The 24,798-nt window shown below is 65.1% G+C and carries 2 protein-coding genes; both read left to right on the forward strand.

From position 1 onward, the window contains the following. Window positions 1–101: 101 nt before the first annotated feature. Entirely contained in the window at window positions 102–14,138 is a 14,037-nt protein-coding gene (locus C4J87_RS10915) for a non-ribosomal peptide synthase/polyketide synthase (RefSeq protein ID WP_124366776.1), read from the forward strand. A gap of 3 nt (window positions 14,139–14,141) precedes the next feature. Then, the gene (locus C4J87_RS10920; protein ID WP_124366777.1) at window positions 14,142–24,629 is read left to right on the forward strand and encodes an amino acid adenylation domain-containing protein; all 10,488 of its coding nucleotides are present in this window, start codon (window positions 14,142–14,144) and stop codon (window positions 24,627–24,629) included. Window positions 24,630–24,798 lie beyond the last annotated feature (169 nt).

The following is a 24,798-nucleotide window of genomic DNA, read 5'->3' on the forward strand; positions in this document are numbered from 1 at the left end:
GCTTGCAGGCCCCCATTCCTCGCTAATTTTTCCCTCTGCGGTTCGTTTTATAGGGACGACGTGCCTTTGTGCTTCCTGCCTATTGCTCCGGACTCCAACAAATGAATGCTGAAGACTCCTTGAAACTTGCTCGCCGGTTTATCGGGTTGCCCCTGGAAAAACGCCAAGTGTTCCTGCAGGCCTTGCAGAAAGAAGGCGTGGATTTTTCCCGGTTTCCGATTCCGGCTGGGGTTGAGGCCGAGGATCGCCGGGCGCTGTCCTACGCGCAGCAACGCATGTGGTTTCTCTGGCAGTTGGATCCGGCCAGCGGCGCCTACAACCTGCCCGGCGCCGTACGCTTGAAAGGTGCGCTCAGCCTCGACGCCCTGGAACAAGCGTTCGCCAGCCTGGTGGCGCGTCACGAAACCTTGCGCACGGTGTTTCAGCGTCAAGCGGATGAGCGTCTGGCGCAGGTGTCAATCGAGCCGTCGTTGGCCATCGAGCACCTGGACTTGAGCACCCTGGCGCCCGTTGACCGTGAGCAGGCGGTCAACGCGGCGGCGACGCGCCAGTCGCTACTGCCATTCGACCTCGAGCATGGCCCGCTGCTGCGCGTGCAACTGCTCAGGCTCGACGAACACGAGCACGTGCTGCTACTGACCTTGCACCACATCGTCTCCGATGGTTGGTCGATGAATGTGTTGATCGACGAGTTCATCCGTTGCTACGACGCCCACGAGCGCAACGAGGCGCCACAATTGCCGGCGCTGGCGATCCAGTACAGTGACTACGCCCTGTGGCAGCGCCGCTGGCTGGAGGCCGGCGAGCAGGCGCGCCAGTTGGCGTATTGGCAGGCGCGCCTGGGCGATGAACATCCGGTTCTGGAGCTGCCGACCGACCGTCCACGGCCGGCCATGCCCAGTTACCAGGGCACTCGCCATGCCTTCGAGATCGACCCGGCGCTGGCCACCCAACTGCGCATGTGCGCGCAAAAGCACAACGTCACCTTGTTCATGCTGCTGCTCGGCGCCTTCAACGTGTTGTTGCATCGTTATACGGGGCAGGGCGACATTCGTGTCGGCGTGCCCATCGCCAACCGCAACCGCACTGAAGTCGAGGGGTTGATTGGCTTCTTCGTCAACACCCAGGTACTGCGCACCGAGCTGACCGGCCAGACCCGCATTGGCGAACTGCTGCAAGGCATCAAGGAGCATGCCCTGGGCGCCCAGGCCCATCAGGAATTGCCGTTCGAACGCTTGGTCGACGCCTTGAACGTCGAGCGTAGCCTCAGCCATACGCCGCTGTTCCAGGTCATGTACAACCATCAGCCGGTGGTGGCGGATATCGCCTCCGTCAGCACCGCCTCCGGCCTGGAACTGGCCCTGGTGGAATGGCAGGGCCGTACCACCCAGTTCGACCTTACCCTCGACACCTATGAAAAATCCGGCACCTTGCATGCCGCGCTGACCTACGCCAACGACTTGTTCGACGCGCCTTCCATCCAGCGCATGGCGCGCCATTGGACCCGCCTGTTGCAGGCGATGGTGGCGGACGCTGAACAGCGCATCGGTGAGCTGCCGATGCTGGGCGCTGACGAGCAACAGCTGCTGGTCAAGACCTGGAACCACACGGCCACGCCGTACCCGACCGAACGCGCGATCCATCGCTTGATTGAAGACCAGGCGCAACGCACGCCTGCCGCGCCAGCACTGGTGTTCGGTGAGCTGACGCTGACGTATGCCCAGCTTGACGCGCGGGCCAACCGGCTGGCCCATGCATTGCGCGCGCAAGGCGTCGGCCCGGACGTGCTGGTGGGCATTTGTGTCGAGCGTTCCATTGAAATGGTCGTGGGCCTGCTGGCAATCCTCAAGGCGGGCGGCGCCTACGTCCCGCTGGACCCGGAATACCCCGAGGAGCGCCTGGCGTACATGATCGACGACAGCGGCATCAGGCTGCTGCTCAGCCAGCAAAGCCTGCTGGCACGGCTGCCGACCGCAGGCCTCCAGGTGATTGCCCTGGATCAGCCGGCCAACTGGCTCGACGGCTACAGCACCACGGCCCCGGACGTCAGCCTGCATGGGCTGAACCTGGCCTACGTGATCTACACCTCGGGTTCCACCGGTCAACCCAAGGGCGCCGGTAACAGCCACCGCGCACTGGTCAACCGCCTGTGCTGGATGCAGCAGGCCTATGCGCTCGATGGCGGTGATGCGGTGCTGCAGAAAACCCCGTTCAGCTTCGACGTTTCCGTGTGGGAATTTTTCTGGCCGCTGATGACGGGCGCGCGCCTGGTGGTCGCCGCGCCCGGCGAGCACCGTGAGCCGGCCCGGCTGATCGAGACCATCGGCCGGCACGCCGTCACCACCGTGCACTTCGTGCCGTCAATGTTGCAGGCGTTTATCCATGAGCCCGGCGTGGAGGCCTGCGCCAGCCTCAAGCGCATTGTCTGCAGTGGCGAAGCCTTGCCATTGGACGCGCAACGCCAAGTGTTCGCCAAGCTGGCGAATGCGGCCTTGTACAACCTTTATGGCCCGACCGAAGCGGCAATCGACGTCACCCACTGGACCTGCATCGACGAAGGCGCCGACAGCGTGCCCATCGGCCGGCCGATCGCCAACCTCGGCACCTACGTGCTGGATGCCCAACTCAACCCGGTTGCGGCCGGTATCGCCGGCGAGCTGTACCTCGGCGGCACCGGCCTGGCGCGCAGTTACCATCGCCGCCCGGCGCTGACGGCCGAGCGCTTTGTGCCGAGCCCGTTCGTGGCCGGCGAGCGCCTGTATCGTACCGGTGACCGTGTGCGCCAGCGCGCCGATGGGGTGATCGAATACCTTGGCCGCCTCGACCATCAGGTCAAGCTGCGCGGCTTGCGCATCGAACTGGGTGAGATCGAAACGCGCCTGATGCAGCACCCAACGGTGCGCGAAGCAGTGGTAGTAGTACACGGCGGCAAACAGTTGGTGGCTTACCTGGTGCTTGAACGCGACGCACCGACCGACCTCAAGGCCTGGCTGCTTGGTAGCCTGCCGGAATACATGGTGCCAAGCCACTTCATCACGCTTGCCAAACTGCCGGTGACCGCCAACGGCAAGCTCGACCGCAAGGCGCTGCCACTGCCGGACGCCACGGCGCAGCAGGCCTTTGCTGCCCCGGAAAATACCGTGCAACAAGCCCTGGCCGCGATCTGGAGCGACGTGCTGGGCATTCAGGCTGTCGGCCTGGACGACAACTTTTTCGAGCTGGGCGGCGATTCGATCATCTCCATTCAGGTGGTCAGCCGGGCCCGCCAGGCCGGTATCCGCCTCAGTCCGCGCGACCTGTTCCAGTACCAGAGTGTGCGCAGCCTGGCGCTGGTGGCGGGCGTCGACGAACTGAGCGAAGTCGATCAGGGGCCGGTCAGCGGTGAGGTCATCCTCACGCCGGTGCAGCAGGGTTTTTTCGCCCAGGCCATCCCGGCGCGTCACCATTGGAACCAGTCGTTGCTGCTGACCCCGCGTGAACCGCTGCAGCCCGCTCGGCTCGACGCGGCCGTGATGCAAGTGGTCCAGCATCACGATGCCCTGCGCCTGCGCTTCGTGGCGCAGGCTGAGGGTTGGCAACAGCACCACGCTGCTGCGAGCAACGCAGCGCTGCTGTGGCAGGCCCAGGCCGACACCGACGCCGAACTGGCTGCGCTATGTGACAAGGCCCAGCGCAGCCTTGACCTGGAGCACGGCCCGTTGCTGCGCGCCGCCCTGGTCGAGATGGCCGACGGCACCCAGCGGTTGCTGCTGGTGGTGCATCACCTGGTGGTGGATGGCGTGTCCTGGCGCATCCTGCTCGAAGACCTGCAACAGGCGTATCGCGAGCAGCGGTTGCCGGCAAAGACCAGCGCCTATCAGCACTGGGCGCACCGGCTGCAAGAGCACGCGCACGCTCTCGAGCATCAACTGCCGTACTGGCAGGCGCAAACCGCCGAGGCCGAGTTGCCGTGTGATCACCCTGAAGGCGGCCTGCAGCATCGCCTGGGCGCCAAGCTGGAAACGCGCCTCGACGCCGAGCACACGCGCCAGTTGCTGCAAGAGGCGCCTGCGGCCTATCGCACCCAGGTCAATGACCTGTTGCTCACCGCCCTGGCGCGCGTGGTCAGCCGTTGGAGCGCTCAGCCCGCCGCGCTGATCCAGCTGGAAGGGCATGGCCGCGAAGACCTGTTCGACGGCATCGACCTGACGCGCACCGTCGGCTGGTTCACCAGCCTGTTTCCGCTGCGCCTGCAAGCGGACGGCGAGTTGGCCGGCGCGATCAAGGCGGTCAAGGAACAACTGCGTGCAGTCCCCGACAAGGGCCTGGGCTATGGCCTGCTGCGCTACCTCGGCGCGCCCGGAGCCCGCGAATCCCTGGCCGGCCTGGCCGTGCCACGCATTACCTTCAACTATCTGGGGCAGTTCGATCGCCAGTTCGATGAATCGGCACTGTTTGTGCCGGCCGCCGAGGGCAGCGGCCAGGCCCAGGATCCGGAAGCACCGTTGGCCAACTGGCTGACGGTGGAAGGGCAGGTGTATGGCGGTGAATTGGCGCTGCAGTGGGGCTTCAGTCGCGAGATGTTCGAGGCGGCGACCATCCAGCGCCTGGCGGATGAATTCGCCTGTGAGCTCAAGGCCGTGATCGCCCATTGCTGTGCCACACCGGCCGGGCAGGTCACGCCATCGGATTTCCCCCTGGCACAGGTCACTCAGGCGCAACTGGATGGATTGCCGGCGGCCGGGCCGGCCATCGCCGATCTGTACCCGTTGTCGCCGATGCAGCAGGGCATGCTGTTCCACACCCTGCTGGCGCCCGAGGCCCAGGCCTATATCAACCAGTTGCGCGTCGACATCGACGGCCTCGATCTGCTGGCGTTCGGGCGCGCTTGGCAGGCTGCATTGGACCGTCACGACATCCTGCGCAGCAGCTTCCATTGGCTGGGCCTGGACAGCGCCCATCAAGTGATCCAGCGCCAGGTCGACCTGCAGTTGCAAGTGATTGAAGACCCGAGCGCCGATCTGGATGCGCTGGCCCAGGCCGAGCGTGAACGCGGTTTCGCACTCGATACCGCGCCGCTGTTTCGCCTGATGCTCGTGCGCGGCGCGGGGGCGGCCTGGCACCTGATTTTCACCAGCCACCACATTCTCATGGATGGCTGGAGCAACGCCCAGTTGCTTGGCGAAGTGCTCGCCCATTACGCCGGCCAGACGGTGCCCGCACTGCTCGGGCAATTCCGCGATTACCTGGGCTGGCTGCAACGGCAAGGCAACGGCGAAGCGTTCTGGAAAGCCCAGCTGGCGCCGTTGCAGGCCCCGACCCTGCTGGCACAAGCGCTGCGTACGCCGGTTGCGCGGGCAGGCACTGCAGACCATCACGTCGTGCTGGGCCGTGACGTCACCCACACCCTCAGTGAGTTCGCCCGCCAACACAAAGTCACTCTCAACACCGTGCTGCAAGGGGCCTGGAGCCAGCTGCTGCAACGCTACACCGGCCAGGCGTGCGTGGCGTTCGGCGCCACCGTGGCCGGGCGTTCCGCGCCGTTGCCGGGGATCGAACAGCAGCTGGGCCTGTTCATCAACACCTTGCCGATCATCAGCGCCGCCTCGCCGGCACAATCGGCCATCAGTTGGCTCGGCGAGTTGCAAGCGCTGAACCTCAGCCTGCGCGATCACGAGCATGTGCCGCTCTACGACATTCAGGGCTGGGCTGGCCAGCCAGGCGCCGCGCTGTTCGACACCCTGCTGGTGTTCGAAAACTTCCCGGTGGCCGAAGCTCTGAAGCAGGGGGCGCCGGCCGGGCTGAGCTTCGGGCCGTTGCATAACCATGAGCGCACGCATTATCCACTGACCCTCGGCATCGAACTGGGTGCCAGCCTGCGCCTGGAATTCAGCTACGACCGGGCGCACTTCAGCCAAGCCCAGGTCATCCGCCTGAGCGACAACCTGCAGTATCTGCTCGCGCAATTCCTCGCAGACGCGCAAAGCCCCCTGGGCAACCTGCGTCTGCTCGACGCCAGCGCCCAGCGCGACGTGCTTGCCCTCAGCCAATTGCCCGCAGCCGCCCAGCCTCATCAGCGCGCCCATGAACGCATCGCTGCCCAGGCCCAGGCCACGCCGGACGCACTGGCGGTGCAGGCTGGCAACGAACGCCTCAGCTATGCCCAACTCAACGCTCGCGCCAACCGCCTGGCCCATCGCCTGCTGGAGCGCGGCGTCGGCCCCGGTCAGCGCGTGGGCCTCGCGTCCCGTCGTGGCCCGCAACTGATCGTCAGCCTGCTGGCGGTGCTCAAGAGCGGCGCGGCCTATGTGCCGCTGGACCCTAAATACCCCGCCGAGCGCCTGGCCTACATGCTGGCGGACAGCCGCCTCGACCTGCTGCTCAGCGAAACCGGCCTGCTGGCCGATTTGCCATTGCCGGCAGGGCTGAGCCGTATCGACTTCAGCGCCAGCGGTGATGAATTGGCCAGCTACCCTGCGACCAATCCGCCCAACCACGCGACGGCGGCGGACCTGGCCTACGTGATCTACACCTCCGGCTCCACCGGCCAGCCCAAAGGCGTGGCCATCGACCACGCCGCCCTCGACCAGTTCTGCGACAGCGCCGTGGTGTACAGCCAACTGAGCGCCCAGGACCGCGTGCTGCAATTCGCCACTTTCAGTTTCGACGGCTTTGTCGAGCAGTGCTACCCGCCGCTGTGCGTGGGCGCGGCGCTGATCATGCGCGGCGATGAACTATGGGACGCCGGGCAACTGGCGCGAGAAATCGTTGAACAGGGCGTGACCCTGGCCGACTTGCCCGCCGCCTACTGGTACTTGCTCGCCAAGGAATGCGCCGTGCACAGCCGCCCCCTGGGCAAGCTGCGCCAGGTGCATGTGGGCGGTGAGGCCATGTCGGTGGAAGGCCTGCGCGCCTGGCATGCCGCCGGGTTGGGCGATGTGCGGCTGGTCAACACGTACGGGCCGACCGAGGCGACGGTGGTGTCCAGCGTGCACGATTGCCGGTTGGCTGATGCCAGCGACGCGTTCGGTGTGCCGATTGGGCGCGCGATTGCAGGGCGCTCGCTCTACGTGCTCGACAGCGCTTTGGAACTGCAGGCGACCGATGGCGTGGGCGAGTTGTGCATTGGTGCCGAGGCCGGCCTGGCCCAAGGCTATTTCGACCGCCCGGCGCTGACCGCCGAGCGCTTCCTGCCCGACCCGTTTTCCGCCGTCCCCGGTGCGCGGCTCTACCGCAGCGGCGACCTGGCCCGTTACAACGAGGCGGATGTGCTGGAGTACGTCGGGCGTATCGACCATCAGGTGAAGATTCGCGGCTTGCGAATTGAAATGGGCGAAATCGAAGCCAGCCTGCAAGCCTTGCCGCAGGTGCGTGAAGCGGCGGTGCATGCGCTGCCGAGCGCCACGGGCACGCAATTGGTCGCCTACGTGGTAGCCGCCGAAGGCCATGTGCTGGAGACACAGGCACTGGCGGGCCGTTTGCGCCAGTCGCTGCCGGACTACATGGTGCCTGGGCAGTGGGTGGTGCTCAAGGCCTTGCCCTTGAACAGCAACGGCAAGCTCGACCGCCGCGCACTGCCGGCGCCGGACCTGAACCTGCACGCCCCGGCCTACGTGGCACCCCACAGCCCGCTGCAAATCCAGCTCGCGGCGATCTGGCAAGCGGTGTTGCAGGTTGAGCGCGTCGGCCTGGACGATCACTTCTTTGAACGCGGCGGTCATTCGCTGCTGGCTACCCAGGTGATCTCTCGGGTGCGGCATGTGCTCAAGCTGGAAGTGCCATTGCGCGCGCTGTTCGAACAGCCGACCCTGCGCGCATTTGCCGATGCTTGCGCGGCGCTGCAGGTGAGCACGGCGCAGCCGTTGCTGGCGCTGGAACGCGGTCGGCCGCTGGCGTTGTCCTTCGCCCAGGAACGCCAATGGTTCCTCTGGCAACTGGACCCGGCCAGCGCGGCCTATCACGTACCCGTCGCCCTGCACCTGCGCGGCCAACTCAACCGCGCCGCACTGGAGCAGGCGTTCCAGGCCCTGGTACAGCGCCATGAGCCGCTGCGCACCACCTTTGTGGAGCAAGGCGAGCACACTTTGCAAGTCATCCATCCGCACCTGGCGGTGACCATCGAGCAGCAGCGCGTCGATGTGGCGGCGATCGAACAGGCGGTGGCCGAGGAAATCCAGCGCCCGTTCGACCTGCGCAGCGGCCCGCTGATGCGGGTTAAATTGCTCGACGTCGCGCCAGAGCATCATGTGCTGGTGATCACCCAGCACCACATCATCTCTGACGGTTGGTCGATGCAAGTGATGGTCGATGAGCTGGTGGCGCTCTATCAGGGCGATGACGCTTTGCCGGCGTTGCCGATCCAGTACGCCGACTATGCCCAGTGGCAACGTGACTGGATGGCCGCCGGGGAGAAACAGCGCCAGCTCGATTACTGGTGCGCGCGCCTGGGCAGTGAACATCCGGTGCTGGCGCTGCCCCTGGACCACCCGCGTCCGGCGGTGCAAAGCCATCGGGGCGCGCGCCGGCAGATCCATCTGGACCGCGCGCTGGTGGCCGAACTCAAGGCGTTGGCCCAGCGTCAGGACGTGACCTTGTTCATGCTCCTGCTGGCCTCGTTCCAGACATTGCTGCATCGCTACAGCGGCCAGTCCGAGATTCGCGTCGGTGTGCCGATCGCCAGCCGCACGCGCCTGGAAACCGAGCGACTGGTCGGTTTTTTCGTCAACACCCAGGTACTGCAGGCGCAGTTGCATGGGCAAATGCCTTTCGAACAGTTATTGGCCCAGGTCAAGCGCCGTGCCCTGGAGGCCCAGGCGCATCAGGACCTGCCGTTCGAGCAACTGGTGGAAGCCTTGCAGCCTGAGCGCAGCCTCAGCCACAACCCGCTGTTCCAGGTGATGTTCAACCATCAGGACAGCCTGCGCGCCGGCCCTGTGCACTTGTCGGGCCTGGCGTTGCAGGCGCTGGACTGGGCCGGGCACACCACCCAGTTCGATTTGAGCCTGGAAACCGAAGAATCCGCCGATGGCCTCTGGGCGTCGCTGACGTACGCTGCCGACCTGTTCGAAGCGGCAACCCTGGAACGCCTGGCCGGGCATTGGCACAACCTGTTGCACGCAGTGGTGAGCGATGCGTCCCAGGCGCTCGATGACCTGGCAATGCTCAGCGCACCGCAATGGCAGCAAATGGTTGAAGACTGGAACCACACCTCATTCGACTATCCAAGCGAGCAGTGCGTGCACCAGTTGTTCGAGGCCCAAGCCCTTGCCCAACCGGAGGCCGTCGCCCTGCGCTTCAATGGCGACCGCCTGAGCTACGCCGAACTCAACCTCCGGGCCAATCGCCTGGCGCATCGCTTGATCGCAGCAGGCGTCGGCCCCGACGTGCTGGTGGCGGTTCATGTGGAGCGCTCCCTGGACATGGCGGTCAGCCTGTTGGCCACCCTCAAGGCCGGCGCTGCCTACGTGCCGCTCGACCCGCAGTTCCCGGCCGAGCGCCTGGCGTTCATGCTCGACGACAGCGGCGCCCGAGTGCTGCTGACCCAGGCGCGGTTGCACGGCCAGTTGTCCCAGCCCGAGGGCCTGCAGGTGCTGCTGGTCGAGGATGAACCGGGTACAGAACACAACCCCGAGGTTGCGCTCACGCCGGAACACCTGGCCTATGTGATCTACACCTCCGGCTCCACCGGCAAGCCCAAAGGCGTGATGGTGCGGCACCAGGCGCTGTGCAGTTTTAACTGCGCCATGGCCGACAGCTTGTCCATCGGCGCTGATGCCCGCCTGTTATCGTTGACCACGTTCTCGTTCGACATCTTCGCCCTGGAGCTCTACGTGCCGCTGAGTGTCGGCGCGACGGTGCTGCTGAGCGAGCAGGCCATGGCGCTGGACCCGGAAGCCATTCTCGACTTGGCCCACAGCCAGGCGGCCACGGTGCTGCAGGCCACGCCGTCGACCTGGCGCATGCTGCTCGACAGCCCGCGCGCGCAGCTGTTGCGCGGCGTCCAGTGCCTGTGCGGCGGCGAGGCGTTGCCGGCTGACCTGGCCCAGCGCCTGCTCGATCTGCAAGGCCCGGTGTGGAACCTCTATGGGCCGACCGAAACCACCATCTGGTCGGCGGCCCATCGGCTGCACGAAGCGCAGCCTTTGGTCGGGCGGCCCATCGCCAACACCTCGCTGTTCATCCTCAATGCCGGGCTCACGCCATGCCCGCAAGGCGCGGCCGGTGAGCTGCTGATCGGCGGGGTCGGCCTGGCGCGTGGTTATCACGCACAGCCTGCGCTCACCGCCGAGCGTTTTGTGCCAGACGCGTTCGGTGCGCCCGGCGCACGCCTGTACCGCACCGGCGACCTGGCGCGTTACCGCGCAGACGGTGTGGTCGAGTACCTTGGCCGGGTCGATCATCAGGTCAAGGTGCGCGGTTTCCGCATTGAACTGGGTGAGATCGAAGCCTGCCTGCGTGACTACCCAGGCGTGCGTGAAGCCGTGGTGCTGGCCGACAACGACCGCTTGATCGCCTACTTGGTGAGCTCCGCGCCGGACCAACAACAGGCCTACAAAGCCGCGTTGCGCGTGCGCCTGCCGGACTACATGGTGCCGGCGCACCTGCTGTTCCTCGACCGTCTGCCCCTGACCCCCAACGGCAAGCTCGACCGCAAGGCCTTGCCCAAGGTGGATGCCAGCCAACTGAGTAAAGGCCATCTGGCCCCCGTCACCCCGCGCGAACAACAGGTCGCGGCGATCTGGGCCGAGGTGCTGGACGTGCCGCAGGTCGGTCTCGACGATCACTTCTTCGAACTGGGCGGGCATTCCTTGCTGGCCACGCGGGTGGTGTCGCGGGTGCGTCAGGCCTTGGCCCTGGAAGTCGCGCTCAAGACCCTGTTCGAACAACCCCTGCTGGGTGACTTTGTGCGCGCACTGGGCGAGGAGGGCGTCACCGCGCCGGCGCTGCAAAGGGCCGACCGCACGCAACCCTTGCCGCTGTCTTACGCCCAGGAGCGCCAATGGTTCCTGTGGCAACTGGACCCGCACAGCACGGCCTACCACATCCCCAGTGCCTTGCGCTTGCATGGCCCGCTGGACCAGGCCGCGCTGCAACGCAGCTTCGACACCTTGCTGGCGCGCCATGAAAGCCTGCGCACCCATCTGCGCCAGGAGGCCATGGGCGCGGTGCAAGTCATCGAAGCGCTGGGCCTGATCGAAATCGACCGGGGCGCCTGTGCCTACGCCGACCTCAAGGGCGCTGTGGCGGCCGAGGTCGCACGCCCCTTCGATTTACTGCGCGGGCCGCTGTTGCGGGTCAAGTTGCTGCGCCTGGCTGAGGACGACCATGTGCTGGTGCTGGTGCAGCACCACATCGTCTCCGATGGCTGGTCGATGCAACTGATGGTCGAGGAACTGGTGCAGCTGTACGCCGCGTTCAGCCAGGGGCAAACGCCGCACCTGCCGGCATTGCCGATCCAGTACGCCGACTATGCCGTGTGGCAACGCCAGTGGATGGAGGCCGGTGAGCAGGCGCGTCAACTGGCTTACTGGCGCGAGCAGTTGGGCGGCGAGCAACCGGTGCTGGAGCTGCCGTTCGACTACCCGCGCCCGGCGCTGCCAAGCCATCGCGGCGCACGCCTGGGCATCGAGTTGGCGTCGGGGCTGCTGGACGGCCTGCGCACCTTGGCGCACAACGTCGGCGTCACGCTGCCGATGGTGCTGCTGGCGTCCTATCAGGCGCTGTTGCACCGCTACAGCGGCCAGGAAGACGTGCGCGTCGGCGTCCCGGTTGCCAACCGTAACCGCCTGGAAACCGAGGGTTTGATCGGGTTCTTCGTCAACACCCAAGTGCTCAAGGCCGATCTGCACGGGCAGATGAGCGTCGAGCAGTTGCTGAGCCAGGTGCGCCAGCGCTCCCTGGACGCCCAGGCCCATCAGGACCTGCCGTTCGAACAACTGGTGCAGGCGTTGCAACCGGAGCGCAGCCTCAGCCTGAGCCCACTGTTCCAGGTGCTGTTCAACCACCGCGTGACGTCCGCCGCAAGCCAGTTGCAGCAGCTGACCGACTTGCACATTGAAGTGCTGAGTTGGGACGAAGGCGTGGCCCAGTTCGACCTGGCGCTGGACGTCGAAGAAAGCCCGACGGCGCTGCATGCCTCCCTGAGCTATGCCACCGACCTGTTTGCGCCCGCCACCATCGCACGCATGGCGGCGCATTGGCAGAACCTGCTACAGGCGATGGTCGCTGATCCACATCAATCCATTGGCCAGTTGCACCTGCTGGACGCCGCCGAGCAGCAACACATCCTGCAACTGTGGGACCGTACCGAATCCGGCTACTCGGCCCAGCGCCTGGTGCATGAGCTGGTCGCTGACCGTGCGCGGCAAACCCCGGATGCAGTGGCGGTGAAGTTCGATGCGCAAACCCTGAGTTACGCTGAGCTCGACGCCCAGGCCAACCGCCTGGCCCATGGGCTGATCGCCCGTGGCGTCGGCCCGGAAGTGCGGGTGGCCATCGCCATGCCGCGCAGTGCCGAGATCATGGTGGCCTTCCTCGCCGTGCTGAAGGCCGGGGGCGTGTATGTGCCGCTGGACATCGAGTACCCGCGTGATCGCCTGCTGTACATGATGCAGGACAGCCGGGCGCAACTGCTGCTCAGCCATACCCAGGCATTGGCGCAATTGCCTATCCCGCAAGGGCTGGAAACCTTAGCAATTGACGCTACCGAGCAATGGGCACACCTCAGCGACACCGCGCCGAATGTGGCGCTGCACGCCGACAACCTTGCCTACGTGATCTACACCTCCGGTTCCACCGGCATGCCCAAGGGCGTGGCGGTGTCCCACGGGCCGTTGGTGGCGCACATCATCGCCACCGGCGAGCGCTATGAAACCAGCCCCGCCGATTGCGAACTGCACTTCATGTCGTTCGCCTTCGACGGTGCCCACGAAGGCTGGATGCACCCCTTGATCAATGGCGCCAGCGTGTTGATCCGTGACGACAGCCTGTGGCTACCGGAATACACCTACGAACAAATGCACCGTCACCACGTGACCATGGCGGTGTTCCCACCGGTGTACCTGCAACAACTGGCCGAACATGCCGAGCGCGACGGCAACCCACCGGCGGTGCGCGTGTACTGTTTTGGCGGTGATGCGGTGGCGCAGGCCAGCTATGACCTGGCCTGGCGCGCGCTAAAACCAACCTACCTGTTCAACGGCTACGGCCCCACCGAAACCGTGGTCACGCCGCTGCTGTGGAAGGCGCGCAAAGGCGACCCTTGCGGCGCCGTCTACGCCCCCATCGGCACCTTGCTCGGCAACCGCAGCGGCTACGTGCTCGATGCCCAACTCAATCTGCAACCCATCGGCGTGGCCGGCGAGCTGTACCTGGGCGGCGAGGGCGTGGCCCGGGGTTATCTGGAACGCCCGGCGTTGACCGCCGAACGTTTCGTGCCGGACCCGTTCGGCCAGCCCGGCAGCCGCGTGTACCGCAGCGGCGACCTGACCCGTGGGCGTGCGGATGGCGTGGTGGACTACCTCGGCCGCGTCGATCATCAAGTGAAAATCCGTGGTTTCCGTATCGAACTGGGCGAAATCGAAGCGCGTTTGCGTGAACAAGACAGCGTCGGCGAGACCGTGGTGGTGGCCCAGGACGGCCCGACCGGCAAGCAGTTGGTGGCCTACGTGGTGCCGGCCGATGCGACCCTGGCCGACCAAGCCGAATTCCGCGACACCCTGCGCCGCGCCCTGAAAAGCGGCCTGCCGGATTACATGGTGCCGGCGCACTTCGTGTTCCTCGCGCAGATGCCGTTGACCCCCAACGGCAAGCTCGACCGCAAGGGCCTGCCGTTGCCGGACGCCAGCCAGATGCAGCAACGCTACGTGGCGCCGCAGACCGAACTGGAGCAGCACATCGCCGCGATCTGGGCCGACGTCCTGCACCTGCCGCAAGTGGGCCTGAACGACAACTTCTTCGAAGTCGGCGGGCATTCCTTGCTGGCCATCCAGATCACCTCGCGGGTCCAGGCCGAGCTGGGCCTGGACGTACCGCTGATGGAACTGTTCCAGACCGAATCGCTGCGTGCCTACGTGCAGGCCGCAGCCACCTTCCGCGCGGGCAGCGAGGAAGATTTTGATGATCTTCGTGACTTTTTGAGCGAACTAGAGGCGATTTGAACCATGCTTTCCAACCCTAACATCGACCTGGTGTCGCGCTTTCTTCGCCTGCCTCTGGAACAACGCCAGCAGTTCTATCAGCGTCTGCAGGGCCGGGGCATGAGTTTCGCTCAACTGCCGATTGCCCCGACGCGTCACGACAGCGACACAGTGCCGTTGTCCTACGCCCAGGAACGCCAGTGGTTTCTCTGGCAGTTGGACCCAGGCAGCGCCACTTACCACATCCCCGGCGCCTTGCGCTTGCAGGGGCGGCTGGACCTGGCGGCCCTGCAGCGCAGCTTCGACAGCCTGTTGGCCCGTCACGAAAGTCTGCGCACGCAACTGATCGAGGACGGTGAGCAGGTGCGCCAGGCCGTGCTGCCCGAGGCGCGGGTGCACATCCGGCAGGCGCAGATCGATGAAGCGCAGTTGATGGCGCGCGTGGAAGCGGAGGTGGCCCAGCCTTTCGATCTGCTCCAGGCGCCGCTGCTGCGCGTGACCCTGTTGCAACTGGCTGAAGATGACCATGTGCTGGTGATGGTGCAGCACCACATCGTGTCCGATGGTTGGTCGATGCAGGTGATGGTCGAAGAGCTGGTGCAGTTGTACGCCGCCTACAGCCAGGGCCAGGACCTGCAACTGCCGGAACTGCCGATCCAGTACGCCGACTACGCCCTGTGGCAGCGCGGCTGGATGGAAGCGGGGGAGCGGGCGCGGCAACTGGCCTATTGGCAGGCGCTGCTGGGCGGTGAACAACCGGTGTTGGAGTTGCCGCTGGACCGTCCGCGCCCGGCGCAGCAAAGCCATCGCGGCGCCAGCTTGCAGGTGCATCTGCAAGCCGAGCTGGTCGCCGGCCTCAAGCGCCTGGCCCAGCACGAGGGTGTCACCCCGTTCATGCTGCTGCTCGCGTCGTTCCAAACCCTGTTGTATCGCTACAGCGGGCAGTCGGACATCCGTATCGGCGTGCCGATTGCCAACCGCAACCGTGTCGAAACCGAGCGGCTGATCGGGTTTTTCGTCAACACCCAGGTGCTCAAGGCTGACCTGGACGGGCAGATGAGTTTTGTCGAGCTGCTGCAACAGACCAAGCAGCGCGCCCTGGAGGCCCAGGCCCACCAGGACCTGCCGTTCGAACAGTTGGTGGTGGCGCTTTCGCCTGAGCGCAGCCTGAGCCACAACCCGTTGTTCCAGGTGATGTTCAACCATCAGACCGACGCCCAGGGCGCGCGCGACGGCCAGGCATTGCCGGGTCTGCGCGTGGTGGAGCTGGACTGGGACAGCCAGACCACGCATTTCGACCTGAGCCTGGATACCCACGAGTCAGCCGACGGGCTGTGGGCGGCGTTGAGCTACGCCACCGACCTGTTCGACGCCGCGACCATCGAGCGCCTGGCGCAGCACTGGCAGCAGCTGTTGCAGGCGCTGGTCAGCGCGCCGCGCAGCCGTCTGGCCGAGCTGCCGATGCTGGGGGCCGCCGAGCAGCAGCGCATGCTCCAGGACTGGAATGCCCCGGCCTGCGCCCGTGCATTGCAAGGCGTGCACCACTTGTTCGAGGCCCAGGCCGCCGAGCAGCCTGAACGCCAGGCCCTGGCCCTGGATGATCAAACCCTCAGCTACGGCGAGTTGAACCGCCAGGCCAACCGCCTGGCGCACTACCTGATGGCACAGGGCGTAGGCCCGCACGCATTGGTCGGGATCGCCGTGGAGCGCTCCTTTGCCATGGTGGTGAGCTTGCTGGCGGTGCTCAAGACCGGCGCCGCCTACGTGCCGCTGGACCCCGAGTACCCGCGCGAGCGTCTGCTGCATATGCTCGAGGACAGCGGCGTGCGCCTGGTGTTGACCCAGTCGCACCTGCGCGAGCGCCTGCCATTGCCGGCGCAGGTAGACGCCGTGGCGATCGACCTTGCCCAGGCGCCGTTGGCGTTGTGTGCCGAACACAATCCTGCCGGCGCTTTCGAACCGCAAAGCCTGGCCTATGTGATCTACACCTCGGGCTCCACCGGCAAGCCCAAGGGCGTTGCCATCAGCCACGCGGCGTTGAGTGAGTTCGCCGGCATTGCGGCCGAGTACTCGCACCTGGTCGCGCAGGATCGGGTGTTGCAGTTCGCCACCCTGAACTTCGACGGCTTCGTCGAGCAGTTGTACCCGGCCCTGACCCTTGGCGCCACGGTGGTGCTGCGCGGCCCGCAGCTGTGGGACGGCGCCGAGCTGTACCGGCAGATCATCGCCCAGGGCATCACCCTGGCCGATTTGCCCACGGCGTACTGGAAGCTGTTTTTGCAGGATTGCCTGGCGGCGGGCTCGCGGCCTTACGGCGCCTTGCGCCAGGTGCATATCGGCGGCGAAGCCATGCCGTTGGACGGCCCGCTGTTGTGGCAACGGGCCGGCCTGGGGCATGTGCGGCTGCTCAACACCTATGGGCCGACCGAGGCCACCGTGGTCTCCAGCGTGCTGGACTGCACCGACCCCAACGTCATCAGCGGCGTCACCGCCAGCCCCATTGGCCGCGCAGTGCCTGGGCGTGGCTTGTTGGTGCTCGATCGCGACCTGAACCTGTTGCCGGTCGGTGCCGTGGGCGAACTCTACATTGCCAGCGCCAGCGGCCTGGCCAGCGCTTATCTGCAGCGTCCGCGCCTGACCGCCGAGCGCTTTGTGGCCAACCCGTTCAACGCCTGCGGCGAGCGGCTTTATCGCACCGGCGACCTGGCGCGTTATCGCGCCGATGGGGTGGTGGAGTACGTCGGGCGGGTCGATCATCAGGTGAAGATTCGCGGGTTCCGCATCGAACTGGGCGAGATCGAAACCTTGCTGCTGGCCCAGAACAGCGTGCGAGAAGCGCTGTTGCTGGCGGCTGACAATCAGCTGCTGGCCTACCTGGTGCCCGCGCAGCCGTTGAGCGAGGCCGAGCGCGAAAAGACCGGCGAGCAGTTGCTGATCACCCTGCGCGCACACCTGCCGGATTACATGGTGCCGGCGCACCTGATCTTCCTTGAACGCATGCCGCTCAACCCCAACGGCAAGCTGGACCGCCAGGCCCTGCCCAAGCCCGACGCCAACGCGGCGCAACCGGGCTGGCTGGCGCCGGTCACGCCGTTGCAGCAACAGATCGCCACGGTCTGGGCGGATATTCTCGGTGTCGAGAAGGTCGGTTTGAACCAGCATTTCTTCGAGCTGGGCGGGCATTCGTTGCTGGCGATGCAAGTAGTGTCGCGCATTCGCCAGGCATTGCAGCTGGAGGTGCCGCTCAAGGCGTTGTTCGAATACCCGCGACTGGATGCATTTGTCGCGGTATTGCAGGCCCAGGACAGCCAGGTGCCGGCCGCGCCAGCCTTATTGCCGACTGGGCGCGAGCACCCCTTGCCGCTGTCCTACGCCCAGGAGCGCCAGTGGTTTCTCTGGCAGTTGGAACCCCACAGCGCCGCGTACCACATCCCCAGTGCGCTGCGCCTGAAAGGGCAGTTGGACCTGGACGCGCTGCAGCGCAGCTTTGACGCGCTGCTGGCCCGGCATGAAAGCCTGCGCACTTATCTGCGCCAGGATCACGCGCGCACGGTTCAAGTGATCGAGCCGCAGGCGTCGTTGCAGATCGCGCACGTCGAGGTCGACGAAGCCGGACTCAAGGCGCAGGTCGAGGCGCTGATCGCCCAGCCGTTCGACCTCGAACGCGGCCCGTTGCTGCGCGTGTCGCTGCTGCGCCTGGCCGAGGATGAGCATGTGCTGGTGCTGGTGCAGCATCACATCGTCTCCGATGGCTGGTCGATGCAGTTGATGGTCGAGGAACTGGTGCAGCTGTATGCGGGCTACAGCCAAGGCTTTGATGTGCAATTGCCGGCGCTGCCGATCCAGTACGCCGACTACGCCGTGTGGCAGCGCAACTGGATGGAGGCGGGCGAGAAGGACCGCCAGCTGGCGTACTGGCGCGAGCGGCTCGGCGGTGAGCAAAGCGTGCTGGAACTGCCGTTCGACCACCCGCGCCCGGCCGTGCAAAGCCACCGTGGCGCGCGCCTGGGCTTCGAGCTGGCCCCTGAACTGAGCCTCAACCTCAAAGCCCTGGCCCAGCAACAGGGCGTGACCCTGTTCATGTTGCTGCTCGCGTCGTTCCAGACTTTGCTGCATCGCTACAGCGGCCAGGAAGACATCCGCGTCGGTGTGCCCATCGCCAACCGCAATCGCAGCGAAACCGAGCGTCTTATAGGTTTCTTCGTCAATACCCAGGTGCTCAAGGCCGAGCTGCACGGGCAGATGAGCGTCGAGCAGCTGTTACAACACACCCGCCAGCGCGCGCTGGAGGCCCAGGCCCACCAGGACTTGCCGTTCGAACAGCTGGTGGAAGCGCTGCAACCGGAGCGCAGCCTGAGCCACAACCCGTTGTTCCAGGTGATGTTCAACCACCAGACCGACGTCGGCCAGGCCCAGGTCCAGCAGCAATTGCCACAGCTTCTGGTAGAAGGGCTGGAGTGGCAAAGCAAGACCGCGCATTTCGACCTGGACCTGGATATCCAGGAGTCTACCGAAGGTATCTGGGCCACCCTCGGTTATGCCCAGGACCTGTTCGAAGCCAGCACCGTGCAACGTATGGCGCGCCACTGGCAGAACCTGTTGCAGGGCATGGTCGCCAACCCTGGGCAGCCGCTCGGCCAGTTGAGCTTGCTGGACGCCGCCGAGCAGCAACAGATCCTGCAACTGTGGGACCGTACTGAATCCGGCTTCTCGGCCCAGCGGCTGGTGCATGAATTGGTGGCCGACCGCGCCCGCGAAACCCCGCAGGCGGTGGCAGTGAAGTTTGCGGACGAGCAACTCACCTACGGCCAACTGGACCGCCAGGCCAACCGCCTGGCCCATGCGCTGATCGCCCGTGGCGTCGGCCCGGAAGTGCGGGTGGCCATCGCCATGCCGCGCAGCGCCGAGATCATGGTGGCCTTCCTCGCCGTGATGAAGGCCGGGGGCGTGTACGTACCGCTGGATATCGAATACCCGCGTGACCGCCTGCTGTACATGATGCAGGACAGTCGCTCGCGGCTGCTGCTGACCCACTCGGCGGTGCAACACCGCTTGCCGATCCCGGACGGCCTGCAAGCCCTGACGGTGGACCAGCTACTGGCCGGGTGCGACGAGTGTGACGCGGCGCCGAATGTGGTTCTGCACGCCGACAACCTCGCCTACGTGATCTACACCTCCGGCTCCACCGGCATGCCCAAGGGCGTGGCGGTGTCCCACGGGCCGTTGGTCGCGCACATCATCGCCACTGGCGAGCGTTATGAAACCAGCCCGGCCGACTGCGAACTGCACTTCATGTCGTTCGCCTTCGACGGTGCCCACGAAGGCTGGATGCACCCCTTGATCAACGGCGCCAGCGTGCTGATCCGTGACGACAGCCTGTGGTTGCCGGAATACACCTACGAACAAATGCACCGCCACAACGTGACCATGGCCGTATTCCCGCCGGTGTACCTGCAACAACTGGCCGAACATGCCGAACGTGACGGCAACCCGCCGGCAGTGCGCGTGTACTGCTTCGGCGGTGATGCGGTGGCGCAGGCCAGCTATGACCTGGCCTGGCGCGCACTGAAACCGACTTACCTGTTCAACGGCTATGGCCCCACCGAAACCGTGGTCACGCCGCTGCTATGGAAGGCGCGCAAAGGCGACCCTTGCGGCGCCGTCTACGCGCCCATCGGCACCTTGCTCGGCAACCGCAGTGGCTACGTACTCGATGCCCAACTCAACCTGCAACCCATCGGCGTGGCCGGCGAGTTATACCTGGGCGGCGAGGGCGTGGCCCGGGGTTATCTGGAACGCCCGGCGTTGACCGCCGAACGTTTCGTCCCGGACCCGTTCGGCAAGCCTGGCAGCCGTGTGTACCGCAGCGGCGACCTGACCCGCGGGCGCGCGGATGGGGTAGTGGACTACCTCGGCCGTGTCGACCATCAGGTCAAGATCCGCGGCTTCCGTATCGAACTGGGCGAAATCGAAGCGCGTTTGCGTGAACAGGACAGCGTCGGCGAAACCGTGGTGGTGGCCCAGGAAGGCCCGACCGGCAAGCAGTTGGTGGCCTACGTGGTGCCGCTGGACCCGGCCCTGCTCGACGATGCCGTCGCCCAAGCCAACGGCCGCGAAGCCCTGCGCCGCGCCCTGAAAACCCGCTTGCCGGACTACATGGTGCCCACGCACCTGATGTTTCTCGAACGCATGCCGCTGACCCCCAACGGCAAACTCGACCGCAAGGGCCTGCCGTTGCCGGATGTGAGCCTGATGCAGCAGGTGTATGTGGCGCCGCAGAGTGAGCTGGAACAGCAAGTAGCCAGCATCTGGGCCGAGATCCTGGGCGTGGAGCGGGTAGGCCTGGCCGATCATTTCTTCGAGTCGGGCGGTCACTCATTGCTGGCGATGCAAGTGGTGTCCCGCTTGCGTCAGCTATTGGATCGGGAAGTCCCCCTGAGGACATTGTTTGAACAACCGCGGCTGCAGGGTTTTGTCGAGATGCTGGGCGACCTGCAAGCGTCTGCGGCGAGCGCACCGCCCATTCTGCCGGTCAGCCGTGAGCAGCCATTGGCGCTGTCTTATGCCCAGGAGCGGCAGTGGTTTCTCTGGCAATTGGACCCGCGCAGTGCGGCCTACCATCTACCCAGCACGTTGCGTCTACGCGGCTGGCTGGACCCAAGCGCCCTGCAACGCGCCTTCGAGCGTCTGGTTGCGCGCCACGAAAGCTTGCGCACTCAGGTGTACCAGGAAGCAGGGCGCGCCTTTCAAGTGATCCGCGAAGCGGGTGCCGTGGACATCGTCCATGCACCGGCCAATGAAAGCGATTTGCAGCGTCTGGTCGAGGCTGAAATTGCACGGCCCTTCGATCTGCAGCAAGGGCCGCTGCTACGCGTCACCTTGTTGCGAGTCGCCGAAGACGACCATGTCTTAGTGCTGGTGCAGCACCACATCGTTTCCGATGGCTGGTCGATGCAAGTCATGGTGGATGAGCTGGTGCAGTTATACGCCGCTTATAGCCAAGGCCAGGATTTGCAACTGCCGGCACTGTCGATTCAATACGCCGATTATGCCCAGTGGCAGCGTGACTGGATGGCAGGGGGAGAGCGCATTCGCCAGTTGCGCTACTGGCAGGCGTTGCTGGGCGATGAGCAGCCCGTGCTGGAGCTACCGCTTGATCGGCCGCGGCCGTCGGTGCAGAGCTTCCGTGGCGCCAGCCTGGCGCTCAGCTTTGCCCCGGCGTTGGTGGCAGGGCTCAAGGGGCTGGCACAGCGTGAGAATGTCACGCTGTTCACTGTGCTGCTGGCCTCGTTCCAGGCGCTGCTGCACCGTTATACCGGGCAGCAGGATATTCGCGTTGGTGTGCCAATCGCCAATCGTAGCCGGGTCGAGACCGAACGCCTGGTGGGGTTTTTCGTCAATACCCAGGTGCTCAAGGGCGATATTGATCCGCAACTGACGGTCACCCAATTGTTGCAGCAGGCCAAGCACCGGGCACTCGACGCCCAAAGCCATCAGGACTTGCCGTTCGAGCAGTTGGTCGAAGCGCTGCAACCCGAACGTAGCTTGAGCCACAACCCGTTGTTTCAAGTGATGTTCAATCATCAGAGCGAAGCCCGCCTGGCCAGTCGCGGCCAGCAACTGCCCGATCTGAAGGTTGAGGGGTTGGATTGGGGCACGCAGACCGCGCAGTTCGATCTGAGCCTGGATACCCAGGAAACCGTCGATGGGCTATCGGCGACGTTGACCTATGCCACCGACCTGTTCGACGTCGCTACGGCCAGACGCATGGCGCGTCATTGGCAGAACCTTTTGCAGGCCATGTTGGGTGACCCGCATCAACGGGTCGCTCAGTTACCGCTGTTTGAACCCCTGGAAGAGCAGCTAATGGTCGAACAGTGGAACGACACGGCGCAGGCTTATCCGTTGCAGCAGACCGTGCAGCAGATGTTCGAAGCTCAAGTCCGGTGCACGCCGGATGCCCAGGCAGTGATGTTTGCCGCGCAGGCGCTCAGTTATGCGCAGCTCAATGCCCGAGCCAATCGCTTGGCGCACCGCCTGATCCAGGCCGGTGTTGCGCCGGACGTGCTAGTGGGTGTGGCAATGGAGCGCTCGATTGAAATGGTCGTCGCGCTTCTGGCTGTGCTCAAGGCGGGTGGCGCCTATGTGCCGCTGGATCCAGACTACCCGCGCGAGCGCCTGGCCTACATGCTGCAAGACAGCCAGGCACAGCTGCTGCTGACTCAGGCGCACCTGTTGCAGGCACTGCCAGTCAGCGATCCATCGCACTGCCTGGCGGTGGAACCTGGTGATCTCTGGCTGAGCGGATATGCCGATACCAATCCTGATGTTGCGGTGGATGCGGAAAACCTGGCTTACGTCATTTACACCTCCGGCTCCACCGGGCAGCCGAAGGGGGCAGGCAACCGCCACTGCGCGTTGACCAACCGATTGCTCTGGATGCAACAGGCTTATGCACTCGGCGCCGAAGATACGGTGCTGCAGAAAACCCCGTTCAGTTTCGACGTGTCGGTATGGGAGTTCTTCTGGCCCTTGATAACGGGGGCTCGGCTGGTGGTGGCGGCACCTGGGGATCATCGGGACCCCTCACGATTGGTCGAGTTGATCAATCGCCAGCAAGTGACCACCCTGCATTTCGTGCCCTCGATGCTGCAAGCTTTCCTCCAGGATTCGAAGGTGGCCAGTTGTCAGGGGCTGCAACGCATCATTTGCAGTGGCGAAGCCCTGCCGGTGGACGCGCAGCAGCAGGTGTTCGCCAAGCTGCCTGACGCGGGCTTGTTCAACCTGTATGGACCGACCGAAGCTGCCATTGATGTGACTCACTGGACATGCGTCGACGAGCATCGCGACAGCGTGCCGATTGGTCGACCGATTGCCAACCTACGCACGCATGTGCTGGATGCGCAGTTGCAGCCAGTCGCGCCCGGTGTTGCCGGCGAGTTGTACCTGGGTGGGGTCGGGCTGGCACGCAGTTACCATCGGCGTCCCAGCCTCACCGCAGAGCGTTTCGTACCATGCCCGTTCCAGCCGGGCTCGCGGTTGTATCGCACCGGGGACCGGGTGCGCCAGCGTATGGATGGCGTGATCGAATACATCGGTCGGCTGGACCATCAAGTCAAACTGCGCGGTTTACGCATAGAACTGGGGGAAATCGAGGCACGGTTGCTGGAGCATCCGCTGGTGCGCGAGGCCTCGGTGCAGGTGCATGAAGGAAAGTACCTCGTTGGCTACCTGGTGCTGCAGGACTCGACGCAGGCGTGGCGTGATGCCTTGAACATTCACTTGCTGGCGCATATGCCGGAGTACATGGTCCCTGCGCAGTGGGTGCTGCTGGACCAGATGCCGTTGAGCCCGAATGGCAAGCTGGAACGCAAAGCCTTGCCCGCGCCCGACGCCAGCGTGTATGAGCGGCACTTCGTCGCAGCGCGCAGCCCACTGGAGCAGACGCTCGTGACCGTCTGGAGCGAGGTGCTGGAGCTTGAACAGGTGGGCGTCGAAGACAATTTCTTCGAGTTGGGTGGGCATTCGTTGTTGGTGCTGATGCTCAAGGAGCGCATCCGCAAGGCCGTCGGCGTGGATTTGTCGGTGAGTCAGTTGATGCTCAATCCGACCGTGGCCGCACAGGCGATGTGCCTGGAGGGAGGTGCCGACACGTCGTTGATCGTGAGGCTCAATAGTCAAACCCGAGGGACTCCGTTGTATGTCTTTCATCCCAGCTATGGCTCGGTGCATTGCTACAAGGCGATAGCCCTGGCGTTGCGCGAGCAGCGGCCGGTGCTGGGGGTCATGTGTCGCGCACTGGCCGAAAAGGGTAGCGAGGTGCCTGCGTGGGCTGAAATGGTCGAGGATTACACGGCGCAATTGTTGAGGGCGCAACCCGAGGGGCCGTTCCGTCTGGCCGGCTGGTCTTTGGGCGGCAATTTGGCGATGGAAGTCGCCTATGGCCTGGAGCAAGCGGGCCGGCAGGTCGAGTGCGTCGGCTGGATCGATGCGTCACCGCCCCAGTGGCTCAAGCCGTTCTGGGATACTGCGGTGATGGTCGATGAGCGCGACATTTCTGCCAATGAGCGACGTGTGGAGCTGCTGGGGGTGATGTTCCCGGATTTCTCCGAGCAGATTTACGCCCAGTGGTCGGCGCTGCAATGTGCAGAGGCTGAGGACGGCGAGCGGTGGGCCGCGTTCAGCCACTGGGCCGAGCAGACTCTGGGCGAGCGCTTCCTCGAGCTCAAGGAGGAATTGCTCAATGGCCAGGAAACGCAGATTTCCTGGGAGGTCGACCGCATTTTGGGTGAGCGCTTGCGCGATGCCGACTTCAAGGCGATCAAGGCACCGATCAGTTGCTGGTGGGCAGCCTTGAGCCGTACCGGGGTGCATCATCAGCTGATCGAGGCAAGCATGCTGGAGGTGACCGGGCATTCAGAGGTCGAGCGCTCGGTGCTGATCGAGACCAGCCACGACCGGTTGATCGATAACGCGCAGTTCATCCGTAGCTTCGCCGCGGCGATGGCCTGAGGCGCGCCCTCCATGAAAAAAGCCCCCGCCAACCGCTGCATATCCGAGCGACGAGCGCAGGTGACGCGGAGCATCACGGGCTGCATTCCCACGCCGGAGCGTGGGAACGATCTTCACACACTAAAACGCCCCGGGCAGTGAATGCCCCGGGGCGTTTGGAGTGCAACCG

Origin of the sequence: Pseudomonas sp. R1-43-08, from assembly GCF_003852255.1 — a bacterium.
GTDB lineage: Bacteria > Pseudomonadota > Gammaproteobacteria > Pseudomonadales > Pseudomonadaceae > Aquipseudomonas.